The sequence below is a fragment of the Streptomyces sp. NPDC058459 genome (genome assembly GCF_042721685.1).
Lineage (GTDB): Bacteria > Actinomycetota > Actinomycetes > Streptomycetales > Streptomycetaceae > Streptomyces.
On the sequence record NZ_JBHXLV010000001.1, the window covers coordinates 68,566 to 81,248 of the forward strand.

A 12,683-nucleotide genomic window follows, 5' to 3' on the forward strand; every position below is an offset into this window, starting at 1 on the left:
AGGTTGCCAGGCTCATGTCACTACATGATCGAGTCAAGAGCGCCCCACAGACACGCGAGGACGCCGGCACCGACCACCCGAGCGGGCGGCGGCACCGGCGTCGGCGCGGCGCTCCTCACTGCTCCGGCGGCTCAGACCGCGAGGTTGTCCGCCAGCTCCTCGGAGAGGTTGGCCTCGGTGCTCGGGATACCCAGGTCGGAGGCGCGCTTGTCGGCCATCGCCAGCAGCCGGCGGATACGGCCGGCCACCGCGTCCTTGGTCAGCGGCGGGTCGGCGAGCGCGCCCAGCTCCTCCAGGGACGCCTGCTTGTGCTCCATGCGCAGCCGCCCGGCGGCCGCGAGGTGCTCGGGCACCTCCTCGCCCAGGATCTCCAGCGCCCGCTGCACCCGTGCCCCGGCGGCGACCGCGGCTCGCGCCGAGCGGCGCAGGTTGGCATCGTCGAAGTTGGCGAGCCGGTTGGCGGTCGCGCGTACCTCGCGCCGCATCCGGCGCTCCTCCCAGGCCAGCACCGACTCGTGCGCGCCGAGCCGGGTGAGCAGGGCGCCGATGGCGTCACCGTCCCGCACGACGACCCGGTCCACACCCCGGACCTCGCGGGCCTTCGCGGCGATCGACAGCCTGCGGGCGGCGCCGACCAGCGCGAGCGCGGCCTCGGGGCCGGGGCAGGTCACCTCCAGCGAGGAGGACCGGCCGGGCTCGGTGAGCGAACCGTGCGCCAGGAAGGCTCCGCGCCAGGCCGCCTCGGCGTCACAGGTGGCGCCGGACACCACCTGCGGGGGCAGTCCACGGATCGGGCGGCCCCGGCCGTCCACCAGCCCGGTCTGCCGGGCCAGCTGGTCGCCGCCCGCCACGACCCGCACCACATAGCGCGAGCCGCGCCGCAGCCCGCCGGGCGCCATCACGATCAGCTCGGAGCTGTGGCCGAAGATCTCCAGGATGTCCCGCTTGAGGCGCCGGGCCGCCATCGCGGTGTCCAGCTCCGCCTCGATCACAATGCGCCCGCTCACCAGGTGGAGGCCGCCGGCGAACCGCAGAATGGCGGAGACCTCCGCCTTTCTGCAGCAGGTCCGGGTGACGGGGAGCCGGGAGATCTCATCCTTCACCGCTGCCGTCATCGCCATGGGCCGATCCTTCCATGCATCCGAAAAATACGGTCGTACGCGGCGGCCAGCAGCTCCGGATCGTGCCGGGGAGTTCCGTCGGTCCGGGCCACCGGCGCCAGCTCGACCGCCGCTCCCAGCCGCTTGGCGGCCTCGGTGAGCGAATCGCGGTCGGGCACGGCCGCCTCGTCGGCCAGCACCACGTCCAGGGCGAGTTTAGGGGCGTGTCGCCCCAAAACCTCCAAATGACGCTGCGGGGAGAAGCCCTCTGTTTCGCCGGGCTGGGGGGCGAGGTTCAGCGGGAGGACCCTGCGCGCCTTGGTCTGGGTGAGCGCGTCCAGCAGTTCGGGAACGAGCAGATGCGGGATGACCGAGGAGAACCAGGACCCCGGCCCGAGCACCACCCAGTCCGCGTCCAGCACCGCTTCGACCGCCTCCGGCACGGCGGGCGGGTCGGAGGGCACCAGGTGCACCGACTGCACCTCGCCCGGCGTCAGCGCGACCGTCGCCTGCCCTCGGACGGTGTCCACGTCCTCCGGGCGCTCCGGGTCGTGTCCCTTGACGAGGGCCTGCAGCTCCAGCGGCACCGCGGACATGGGCAGCACCCGGCCGTGCGCGCCGAGCAGTCTGCCCACCAGGTCCAGTGCCAGCACATGGTCGCCGAGCTGCTCCCACAGGGCGACGATCAGCACGTTGCCGACCGCGTGGTCGTGCAGGTCGCCCTGGGACTGGAAGCGGTGCTGGATGACCCGGGCCCAGGTCTGGCCCCACTCGTCGTCCCCGCAGAGCGCGGCCAGCGCCTTGCGGAGGTCGCCGGGCGGCAGCACGCCCAGCTCCTCGCGCAGGCGTCCGCTGGAGCCGCCGTCGTCGGCGACCGTGACCACGGCGGTGAGGTCACCGGTGATCCGGCGTAGCGCGGCGAGCGAGGCGGACAGTCCCATGCCGCCGCCTAGCGCGACCACCTTGGGCTGGGCCCCGCGCCTGCGGGGGCGCGCGCCACGGGCCTCGACGGGACGGGACGCGTGGGCCTCGGCGGTGGCGCGGCTCAGGCGCCCCTCGGGGACCACGCGGCGCAGGGCGCGCAGCCGCCGTGCACGCTCCGTCATTCGCGTCCCATGTCCCGGTGCACGACCACCGTCTCCACACCCTCCGCGACCAGGCGCGCGGCGAGCTTCTCCGACATGGCGACCGAGCGGTGCTTGCCGCCCGTACAGCCGATGGCGATGGTCACGTACCGCTTGCCCTCGCGGCGGTAGCCGGCCGCGATCAGCCGGAGCAGTTCGGCGTACCGGTCGAGGAACTCCTTGGCGCCGGGCTGGTTGAAGACGTAGGAGGCCACCTCCTCGTTGACCCCGGTGAAGGGGCGCAGCTCCGGCACCCAGTGCGGGTTGGGCAGGAAGCGCATGTCCGCGACGAGGTCGGCGTCGACCGGCAGGCCGTACTTGAAGCCGAAGGACATGACGGTGGCCCGCAGCTCGGGCTCCTCGTCGCCCGCGAACTGGGCGTCCATCTTGGCGCGCAGCTCGTGCACGTTGAGACTGGAGGTGTCGATGACCAGGTCGGCGTCGCCGCGCAGCTCGCGCAGCAGTTCGCGCTCGGCGGCGATGCCGTCCACGATCCGGCCGTCGCCCTGGAGGGGGTGCGGGCGGCGCACCGACTCGAAGCGGCGCACCAGGGCGTCCTCGGAGGACTCCAGGAAGACGATCCGCCGGGTGACGCCCCGGCTGTCGAGATCGGCGAGGGATTCGCGCAGGTTGTCGAAGAAGCGGCGGCCGCGCACGTCCACGACGACCGCGATCCGCGCCACGTTGCCCTGCGAGCGGGCGCCCAGCTCCACCATGGTGGGGATCAGGGCGGGCGGGAGGTTGTCGACGACGAACCAGCCGAGGTCCTCCAGGCACTTCGCGGCCGTCGAGCGGCCCGCTCCGGACATGCCGGAGATGATCACCAGCTCGGGGATGGGCGCTTCGTTGGCCGCTGCCGGCGTGACGTCCGTACTCACCTGTGCTCCGTTGTCCTGTTCCGCTGCCTGCGGCGGGCTGTCGTCGGTCGCCGTGTGTGTGGTCGGCCGCTGGGCCGCGGGTCGTGCCTCGTGCTCGGTCATGTCTCCTGCCCCCGTCGGTCGTCCGGGAGGCCCGCGCTCACGGACTCTCCGGAGGAACCGCCCGTCGTGTCGGGTTCCTCCTCGTCAATGATCTCTCCGGTCGCCGTGTTCACGGCGGGCGCGGCCGGGGCCGAACGGGCGAGTGCCACCGCGATGGTCTCGGCCGTCTTCCGGCCTATGCCGGGTACTTCCAGGATCTGCTCGAGTGTGGCGGCGCGCAGCCGCTTGACCGAGCCGAAGTGCTTGATGAGGGCCTGCTTACGGGTCTCGCCGAGGCCGGGCACCTCGTCCAGCGGGCCGCTGCGCAGGCGCTTGGCGCGTTTGGCGCGCTGGTAGGTGATGGCGAAGCGGTGGGCCTCGTCGCGCACGCGCTGGAGGAGGTAGAGGCCCTCGCTGCTGCGGGGCAGCACCACGGGGTCCTCCTCGCCGGGCACCCAGACCTCTTCCAGGCGCTTGGCGAGACCGCAGACGGCGATGTCGTCGATCCCCAGCTCGTCCAGCGCGCGCCGGGCGGCGGCGACCTGCGGGCGGCCGCCGTCGACCACGACGAGCTGGGGCGGGTAGGCGAACTTCCTGGGGCGGCCGTCGTCGTCCTTGAGCCCGATGATCCCGTCGTCCTCCGCGACGGCCGGGGCGACGCCGGGAGCGACGCCCGGAGTACCGAGCGGGACGCCGTCCGCGGGGCCGGGTGCGCCGTCCACCGGGGCGTCCTCGGCGCCCGCCCACTCGCCGGACCTCTCCTTCTCCGCCAGGTAGCGGCGGAAGCGGCGGGTGATCACCTCGTGCATGGAGCGGACATCGTCCTGGCCGGCGAAGCCCTTGATCTGAAAGCGGCGGTACTCGTTCTTGCGCTGGAGGCCGTCCTCGAAGACGACCATGGAGGCCACCACGTCGTCGCCCTGGAGGTGGGAGATGTCGTAGCACTCGATCCGCAGCGGGGCGCTGTCGAGTTCGAGGGCGTCGGCGATCTCCTCCAACGCGCGCGAGCGGGTGGTGAGGTCGGAGGCACGCTTGGTCTTGTGCAGCACGAGGGCCTGCTGGGCATTGCGCTGGACGGTCTCCATCAGCGCCTTCTTGTCGCCGCGCTGCGGGATGCGCAGCGAGACGTTCGCACCGCGCCGGACGGTCAGCCACTCCTGAACCGGCTCCAACGGGTCGGGCAGCGCCGGGACCAGCACCTCCTTGGGCACGGAGTCCCCGGTCTCCTCGCCGTAGAGCTGCTGGAGGGCGTGCTCGACCAAGGCGGCGGTGGTGATCTCCTCGACCTTGTCGGTGACCCAGCCGCGCTGGCCGCGCACCCGGCCGCCGCGCACATGGAAGATCTGGACGGCGGCCTCCAGCTCGTCCTCCGCGACGGCGATGAGGTCGGCGTCGGTCGCGTCGGCGAGCACGACCGCGTTCTTCTCCATGGCCTTCTTGAGGGCGCCGACGTCGTCGCGCAGACGGGCGGCCCGCTCGTACTCCATCTCGTCGGACGCCTCGGCCATCTGCTTCTCCAGGCGGCGGAGGTAGGTGCCGGTGCGGCCGGCCATGAAGTCGCAGAACTCCTCGGCCAGCTCGTAGTGGTCCTCCGGCGAGACCCGGCCGACGCAGGGCGCGGAGCACTTGCCGATGTACCCGAGCAGGCAGGGGCGGCCGGTGCGCTCGGCGTTCTTGAAGACACCGGCCGAGCAGGTGCGCACGGGGAAGACGCGCAGCAGCAGGTCGACGGTGTCCCGGATCGCCCACGCGTGGGCGTACGGGCCGAAGTACCGCACGCCCTTCCTCTTGTGACCGCGCATCACCTGCACGCGTGGGAACTCGTCGTTCATCGTCACCGCGAGGTACGGATAGCTCTTGTCGTCGCGGTACTTGACGTTGAACCGGGGGTCGTACTCCTTGATCCAGGAGTACTCCAGCTGGAGCGCTTCGACCTCGGTGGACACCACGGTCCACTCCACGGACGCGGCGGTGGTGACCATGGAGCGGGTTCGCGGGTGCAGGTTCGCAAGGTCCTGGAAGTAGTTCGCCAGGCGCTGGCGCAGGCTCTTCGCCTTTCCGACGTAGATCACCCGGCGGTGCTCGTCTCGGAACCTGTACACCCCCGGGGAGTCGGGGATCTCGCCCGGCCTGGGGCGGTAGCTGGAGGGGTCGGCCATGACTCACACCCTACTGGCGAGCGCGGACACCGCGCCGGGCCTGTGGACAGCGGTGCCGGAGGTGCCCGACCGGCCTGTGGACAACCGCGTCGGCAAGGGCTTCGGGGCGTCACGACCCGGGCCATGACGTGACCCAGGGTGTTGTCGGGGTGTGGTCAACACGCTTCAATGCGGGGGAACTCGGGGCCTCGCACTCGGCGCACGCGAACGGCGTGCCCGCCCGCGAACGCGCCCCGGGAGCCCCACGGGGTGGCACACGACCCCGCACCGCGGTCTGACCAGCCATGGTGACACCTCACAGAAAGGCTTCTGTGCATGCCACATGTCACAGAGCACCCGGACCTCGCCTCCGCCGAGCTGGAGACGGCCCTGCGGGGCGGCCCCTTCCATGTGGCGCTGCGCGCCGCGATAGCCGCCCGCGGGCTGCCGCTCCAGCGCGTACAGCACCATCTGTCGCGCCACGGGGTGAAGGTCGGCGTGACCAGCCTCAGTTACTGGCAGCAGGGCGCCCGCCGTCCGCAGCGCCCCGAGTCGCTGCGTGCCGTGCGCGCGCTGGAGGAGATCCTCCGGCTGCCGGAGGAATCACTGATCAGGCTGCTGGCCGAGGTGCCCGGGTCGGCCGGCACCGACCGGCCCGCGCCCCGCTCCTACCGCTCCCTGATCGAGGCGTCACACACGCTGGACCGGCTCCGGGCGGAGCTGGACTGGGCCACGGACGGCGGCATACACACCCTCGGCCATCACGAGCGGGTCCGCATCGGGGGCCGGCGCGAGCTGGCGAGCCGCGAGTCCGAGCACATCGTGCGGGCCCATCTCGACGGCGTGGACCGCTTCGTCGCCGTCCATCACGGCGACCCCGGCTGCCATCCGGACGACATGGCCGTCCAGGCACTGGAGAACTGCCGCACCGGCCGCGTCCGGCTGGACCGGGAGACCGGCGTCCTGGTGGCCGAGCTGCTCTTCGGCACCCGGCTGCGCTCCGGCGACACCTTCCTGTTCCGGTACGGCTTCACCGACGGCACCGCCGGGGCCTCGCACGAGTACGCCCACCGCTTCGGCTCACCGGGCGGTCAGTACGCGCTCCAGATCCGCTTCGACGCGTCCGCGCTGCCGGCCCGCTGCCACCGTTTCACCCAGTTCTCCCCCGCCGCGCCCCGCGCGGGACGGCAGGAGCTGGCGGTCAGTGAGCCGCACCGCAGCGTCCACGTGGTCGAGCCACGGGTCCGGCCGGGGACGGTCGGGATCGCCTGGGAGTGGGAGTGAGGGCCGCCACGGCGCCCTGAGCAGGGATGATCGGCGCCGTCAGGCGGCCGGCCCTGCCACGATCCGGCCGTCCGACACCTTCCCAGCAGCTCGGCCGACGGATCGGGCACCGGCGCCTGGACCACCTTGCCGGTGACGGCCTCGAACTCGCTGGCGTGACAGGGACAGACCGGGGTCGTGCCGCGCAGTCTGTCGATCACGCTTCCGGCGTGCGTGCAGACCGGGCTGTACGCCGTCAGTCCGCCTTCGCCGTCCCGGCCGACCACCACGTCGTGCTCGCGGTAGAGCTTCGCCCCGCCCTCGGGCACCTCGCCCTCGGCCACCGGGTCGACGGTGGAGGTGACCGCCGACGCGGACTGGTCCTGCGGGGTCGCGCAGGCGGCTGGCCCGAGCCCGGCGACCAGCGCCACGGCGGCTCCTCCAAGGACGGTGCGGCGGCTGGCGGACGAGGCGGCGGGCATCGAGGTCTCCCCAGGTCAGAGGGTGTGTGGGGCGACCTCATCCGGGCGGAGTGGCCGAATCGGGGCGGGGTGGACCAGGCCACGGAAGCGGGCGCTCGGGTGGAGTTCCGGTGCGACGAAGTCCTCGTAAACGCTTGCGCAAGCGTTTACGCGGGAGCGGTCGATGGGATACCTTCCCGCCCGTGGGACCGACGATGGCCGCCGGGACCCGCATCCGTCGGCCGCGCCCTGGCCGGTGCACGGATCACACGGGATCACACGGGATCACACGGGAGGGGAAGCGCGATGTCCACCATGGCCGACGTGGCCCGGAGTGCCGGTGTCTCCGTGGCGACCGTGTCCCATGTCCTCAACGGCACGCGCCCGGTGCTGCCCCACACCCGCCAGGCCGTCCTGGACGCCGTCGACGCCCTCGGCTACACGCCCAACTCGCTCGCCCGCTCCCTGGTGACCTCCCGGACCCGTTCCATCGGGCTCGCGGTGTCGGCGATCAGCAACCCGTACTTCACCGAGATCCTGCAGGGCGTGGAGGCGGCCGCGCTGGAGGCGGGCTACAGCCTGCTCATCGCGGACCCGCACGACGACCCCGGGCACGAGCTGAAGGTCGTCCAGCTGCTGCACGAGCGCCGGGTGGACGGCGTGATCGTGGCTCCCTCGGCTGAGCCGGGCGGCCTCGTCGCGTACCTCCGTCGCCAGGCCGTGCCGACGGTGCTGCTCGACCGGGTGCTCGGGCCTGCCGGTGCCGGGGGCCCAGACCTCGCCGGTTCCTTCGACCAGGTCTGTGCCGAGAATTCCGGGCCGATGGCCGAGCTGGTCGCCCACCTCGCCTCGCTGGGCCACCGGCGGATCGGCCTGGTCGCCGGGCTGCCGGGGCTCAGTACCACCAGCGAGCGCATCGCGGGATACCGGCAGGGGCTCGCGGCGGCGGGCCTCGACGCCGACGAGGAACTCGTGGTGTCCGGCAGCTCCGAGTCCACGGGTGCCGAACGGGCCACGGCCGCGCTGGTCGCCCTGCCCGACGCGCCCACGGCACTGGTCACCGCCAACAACGCGATGACCATCGGCGCCCTGCGAGCGCTGAGAGGGCTCGGTCTGGACGTGCCCGGTGACATCGCCCTGTGCTGCTTCGACGACTTCGCCTGGGCCGACCTGTTCGCACCCCGGCTCACCGCGGTCGCGCAGCCCAGCCGGGAGATGGGCGCCCGCGCCGTCCGGGTGCTGCTGGACCGTCTGGCGGCGCCGGACCGGGAGGCCAGGACGGTACGGCTGCCCTGTGCGGTCGTCCACCGTGCCTCCTGCGGCTGCCCGGAGCCCAGGCCGGCTGACACCGGGAGCAGCATGGAATCGACCTCGCAGTCCGAGAAGGGAACCACTCCGTGATCGTCGTCGCCGGTGAGGCATTGATCGACCTGGTACCGCAGGGCCGTGGCGCCCTGGCCGCCCTCCGGCCCGCGCTCGGCGGCGGCCCGTTCAACACCGCCGTGGCGCTCGGCAGGCTGGGCTCGCCGACCGCCTTCGCCTCCCGCGCCTCGCACGACGCCTTCGGCGAGGCCCTGCTCGACGGGCTCCGGCAGGCCGGGGTGGACGTGTCCGCCGTACAGCGCGGCCCCGAACCGACCACGCTCGCGGTAGCCACCATCGACTCCGGCGGCTCGGCGGCCTACTCCTTCTACGTCGAGGGCACCGCCGACCGCCTCTTCGCCACCCCAGCCGCTCTGCCCGGGGGCACCCGCGCGGTGTCCTTCGGCACCTGCTCACTGGTCCTGGAGCCTGGGGCGAGCGCCTACGAGGAGCTGCTGCGGTCGGCCGCCGGCCAGGGCCTGTTCACCGCGCTCGACCCCAACATCCGGGCGGGACTGATCCCGGACGCGGACGCCTACCGCGAGCGCTTCCTCGGCTGGCTGCCCTACGTGACCCTGCTGAAGCTGTCCGAGGAGGACGCCCGGTGGCTGGGCGGCACCCCGCGCGAGTGGCTGGCCGCGGGTCCCTCCGCCGTGGTGGTCACGCGGGGCGGCGACGGCCTCTCGGTCTTCACCGCAGACGGCTCGGAGCACCGGGTACTCGGCGAGAAGGTCGACGTGGTGGACACCATCGGCGCCGGGGACACGGTGAACGCGGCCCTGCTGCACGGGCTGTCCGTCCTGGACGCGCTGTCCGCGCGGGCCCTGGCCGGCCTCGGTCCGGACATCTGGCGGCGACTGCTCGGCTTCGCCGCGCGCGCGGCGGCGATCACCTGTTCACGGGCGGGCGCGGAGCCGCCGTACGCGACCGAGCTGAGCGAACTGTGACCGGCTGAAGCCTGGCAGGACGCACCGTGACCGGCAGGGGCTGAGCAGGGCGAGCCGTGACCGGCTGAGCCGGCGTCGGCGCCTCGCGGGGTTGGTTCCGTGAGGCGCCGCTCTTACCCGAAGATGCGGGGTCAGACCTTGCGGGCCCGCGTCACCTTCTTGGCCGCCGTCTTCTTGGCAGGGCCGGCCTTGTCGGTCGTGGTGCTGTTGGCCTTGGCCGTCACCGCCTTCGGCGCCGTCTTCTTCGCCGTAGCCCTGGTGGCGGTGGACTTCGCCGTCTTCCGCGCACCCGTGGCGCGCGGGGAATTCACCGGGCCCGAGTCGCTGACGCGGTCGGCGCCGAGGATCTCGCGCAGGAACTTTCCGGTGTGGCTGGCCGGAACCGCCGCGACCTCCTCGGGTGTGCCCTCGGCGACCACGAGACCGCCTCCCGCACCGCCCTCCGGGCCCATGTCGATGACCCAGTCGGCGGTCTTGATCACATCGAGGTTGTGCTCGATGACGACGACCGTGTTGCCCTTCTCCACCAGGCCGGTGAGCACCCTCAGCAGCTTGCTGATGTCCTCGAAGTGCAGACCGGTGGTCGGCTCGTCCAGGACATAGACCGTACGGCCGGTGGAGCGCTTCTGCAGCTCGCTGGCGAGCTTGACGCGCTGTGCCTCACCGCCGGACAGGGTGGTCGCGGACTGGCCGAGCCGCACATAGCCGAGACCGACGTCCTTGAGGGTGCGCAAGTGCCGGGAGATGGCGGGCACGGCCTCGAAGAAGTCGGTGGCCTCCTCGATCGGCATGTTCAGCACGTCGGCGATGGACTTGCCCTTGTAGTGGACCTCCAGGGTCTCCCGGTTGTACCGGGCGCCGTGGCAGACCTCGCACGGGACGTACACGTCCGGGAGGAAGTTCATCTCGATCTTGATGGTGCCGTCGCCCGAGCAGTTCTCGCAGCGGCCGCCCTTGACGTTGAAGGAGAAGCGGCCGGGCTGGTAACCCCGCACCTTCGCCTCGGTGGTCTCGGCGAACAGCCTGCGGACGTGGTCGAAGACGCCGGTGTACGTCGCCGGGTTGGAGCGCGGGGTGCGGCCGATGGGCGACTGGTCGACGTGCACGACCTTGTCCACCAGGTCGTCGCCGTCCACGCGCGTGTGCCGGCCGGGGACGTTGCGCGCGCCGTTCAGCTCGCGGGCCAGGTGGGTGTAGAGGATGTCGTTGACCAGGGTCGACTTGCCCGAGCCGGACACGCCGGTGACGGCCGTGAACACGCCCAGCGGGAAGGACACGTCGATGTCCTGGAGGTTGTTCTCGCGGGCACCGCGCACCACGAGCTCCCGGGACGGGTCGAGGGGCCGGCGGATGTCGGGCAGCGGGATCGACCTGCGGCCGGAGAGGTACTGGCCGGTCTGCGACTCGGTGTTGGCGAGCAGCTCCTTGAGGTGCCCGCTGTGCACGACCTTGCCGCCGTGCTCACCGGCGCCCGGACCGATGTCCACGATCCAGTCGGCGACCTTGATGGTGTCCTCGTCATGCTCGACCACGATCAGGGTGTTGCCCATGTCGCGCAGCCGGACCAGGGTCTCGATCAGACGGTGGTTGTCCCGCTGGTGCAGGCCGATGGACGGCTCGTCGAGCACGTAGAGCACGCCGACCAGGCCGGAGCCGATCTGGGTGGCCAGGCGGATGCGCTGGGCCTCGCCGCCGGAGAGAGTGCCAGCCGCACGGTTGAGCGAGAGGTAGTCCAGGCCGACGTCGACCAGGAAGCGCAGCCGCTCGTTGACCTCCTTCAGCACACGCTCGGCGATCTTCTTGTCGCGGGCGTTGAGCTTCAGCTCACCAAGGAAGTCCGCGCAGTCGCTGATCGACATCGCGGAGACCTCGGCGATCGACTTCCCCATGACGGAGACCGCGAGGACGATCGGCTTCAGGCGGGTGCCCTCGCAGGAGGGGCAGGGCACCTCGCGCATATAGCCCTCGAAGCGCTCGCGGCTCGCGTCGCTCTCGGCTTCGCTGTGCCGCCGCTTGACGAACGGCACCGCGCCCTCGAACGGGGTGGTGTACACGCGCTCCCGGCCGTACCGGTTGCGGTAGCGGACCTCGATCTGGGTCTTGTGGCCGTACAGCAGGGCCTTCTTCGCCCGCTGGGGCAGCCCGGCGAAGGGGATGTCGGTGCGGAAGCCGAGCGCGTCCGCGAGGGCGTTGACCAGCCGGCCGAAGTAGTCCTTGGTGTGGCCGTGCGACCAGGGGTGGATGGCGCCCTCGTCGAGCGACTTGTCCTCGTCCGGGACGATCAGCTCCGCGTCGACCTCCATGCGCGTACCGATGCCGGTGCACTCGGGGCAGGCGCCGAAGGGCGAGTTGAAGGAGAAGGAGCGCGGCTCCAGCTCCTCGAAGGACAGGTCGTCGTACGTGCAGTACAGGTGCTCCGAGAACATGCGCTCGCGCTCGGGGTCGTCCTCGGGGAGGTCTACGAAGTCGAGCACGACCATGCCGCCGGACAGGCCGAGGGCGGTCTCCACGGAGTCGGTGAGCCGGCGCTTGGCGGAGTCCTTCACCGTGAGGCGGTCGATGACCACCTCGATGGTGTGCTTCTCCTGCTTCTTCAGGGTCGGCGGCTCGGACAGCTGGATGGTCTGGCCGTCGACCCGCGCGCGGGAGTAGCCCTTGGTCTGGAGGTCGGCGAAGAGGTCGACGAACTCGCCCTTGCGCTCGCGCACGAGCGGGGAGAGAACCTGGAAGCGGCTGCCCTCGGGAAGCTCCAGCACCTTGTCCACGATGGCCTGCGGCGACTGGCGTGCGATCGGGCGGCCGCACTCGGGGCAGTGCGGCTTGCCGATGCGCGCGAACAGCAGGCGCAGGTAGTCGTAGACCTCGGTGATGGTGCCGACCGTGGAGCGCGGGTTGCGCGAGGTCGACTTCTGGTCGATGGAGACCGCGGGCGAGAGGCCCTCGATGAAGTCGACGTCGGGCTTGTCCATCTGCCCGAGGAACTGGCGGGCGTACGAGGAGAGCGACTCCACGTAGCGGCGCTGGCCCTCGGCGAAGATGGTGTCGAAGGCCAGCGAGGACTTGCCCGACCCGGACAGGCCCGTGAAGACGATGAGCGCGTCGCGCGGCAGGTCGAGCGAGACATTCTTCAGGTTGTGCTCGCGCGCGCCACGGACGATGAGACGGTCGGCCACGCCGGTCCGCACCTTTCTTAAGAGAAGTGACAGGGGCCGAGGCCCCGTGCTTCTTCGAGCCTAGGGGGAGCCACTGACAACGCCGGTCGGATTCCCGGATGCATAACAATCCCCAGCTATCCAGCATGCCCGACGCCGCCTCCGACGATATAGCAC

The 12,683-nt window shown here is 71.7% G+C and carries 8 protein-coding genes and 1 pseudogene; 3 read left to right on the forward strand and 6 right to left on the reverse strand.

Translation table 11 applies throughout. From position 1 onward, the window contains the following. Positions 1 to 131 precede the first annotated feature (131 nt). Genes whiA through uvrC form a run of 4 tightly spaced genes read right to left on the reverse strand, consistent with a single transcriptional unit; the run spans position 132 to position 5,342 of the window. Positions 132 to 1,121, reverse strand: a complete 990-nt coding sequence (gene whiA, locus ACFWN1_RS00335) for a DNA-binding protein WhiA (RefSeq protein ID WP_384356456.1) — start codon at positions 1,119 to 1,121, stop codon at positions 132 to 134. Further along, entirely contained in the window at positions 1,112 to 2,206 is a 1,095-nt protein-coding gene (gene yvcK / locus ACFWN1_RS00340; RefSeq protein WP_384356459.1) for a uridine diphosphate-N-acetylglucosamine-binding protein YvcK, read from the reverse strand. Before yvcK ends, whiA begins: the two co-directional genes overlap by 10 nt. Continuing rightward, on the reverse strand, positions 2,203 to 3,204 hold the full coding sequence (gene rapZ, locus ACFWN1_RS00345) for an RNase adapter RapZ (protein WP_384356462.1): 1,002 nt from the start codon (positions 3,202 to 3,204) through the stop codon (positions 2,203 to 2,205). Before rapZ ends, yvcK begins: the two co-directional genes overlap by 4 nt. Next, positions 3,201 to 5,342 carry an excinuclease ABC subunit UvrC gene (gene uvrC / locus ACFWN1_RS00350; protein ID WP_384356465.1) on the reverse strand — a complete coding sequence of 714 codons (2,142 nt, stop codon included), beginning with the start codon at positions 5,340 to 5,342 and terminating at the stop codon, positions 3,201 to 3,203. Before uvrC ends, rapZ begins: the two co-directional genes overlap by 4 nt. A 315-nt stretch (positions 5,343 to 5,657) precedes the next feature. Between uvrC and ACFWN1_RS00355 the strand changes: the two genes are divergently transcribed. Next, a complete protein-coding gene (locus tag ACFWN1_RS00355) occupies positions 5,658 to 6,605 on the forward strand; it encodes a hypothetical protein (RefSeq protein WP_384356468.1) in 948 nt (315 codons plus the stop codon). A gap of 158 nt (positions 6,606 to 6,763) precedes the next feature. On the opposite strand, the pseudogene ACFWN1_RS00360 reads toward ACFWN1_RS00355, so the two are convergent. Further along, positions 6,764 to 7,066 (reverse strand): annotated as a pseudogene (locus ACFWN1_RS00360) (FeS-binding protein); the annotation flags it as partial. A gap of 285 nt (positions 7,067 to 7,351) precedes the next feature. Here ACFWN1_RS00360 and ACFWN1_RS00365 point away from each other — a divergent pair. Together ACFWN1_RS00365 and ACFWN1_RS00370 are read left to right on the forward strand one after the other, a co-directional pair. Beyond that, positions 7,352 to 8,446, forward strand: coding sequence for a LacI family DNA-binding transcriptional regulator (locus tag ACFWN1_RS00365; protein WP_384356471.1), 1,095 nt, complete (start codon positions 7,352 to 7,354; stop codon positions 8,444 to 8,446). Beyond that, complete coding sequence (locus ACFWN1_RS00370; RefSeq protein WP_384356474.1) at positions 8,443 to 9,354, forward strand: carbohydrate kinase; 912 nt, start codon at positions 8,443 to 8,445, stop codon at positions 9,352 to 9,354. Before ACFWN1_RS00365 ends, ACFWN1_RS00370 begins: the two co-directional genes overlap by 4 nt. A 131-nt stretch (positions 9,355 to 9,485) precedes the next feature. Here ACFWN1_RS00370 and uvrA read toward each other — a convergent pair whose 3' ends face one another. Next, positions 9,486 to 12,527 carry an excinuclease ABC subunit UvrA gene (uvrA, locus tag ACFWN1_RS00375; RefSeq protein WP_384356477.1) on the reverse strand — a complete coding sequence of 1,014 codons (3,042 nt, stop codon included), beginning with the start codon at positions 12,525 to 12,527 and terminating at the stop codon, positions 9,486 to 9,488. Positions 12,528 to 12,683: the final 156 nt, after the last annotated feature.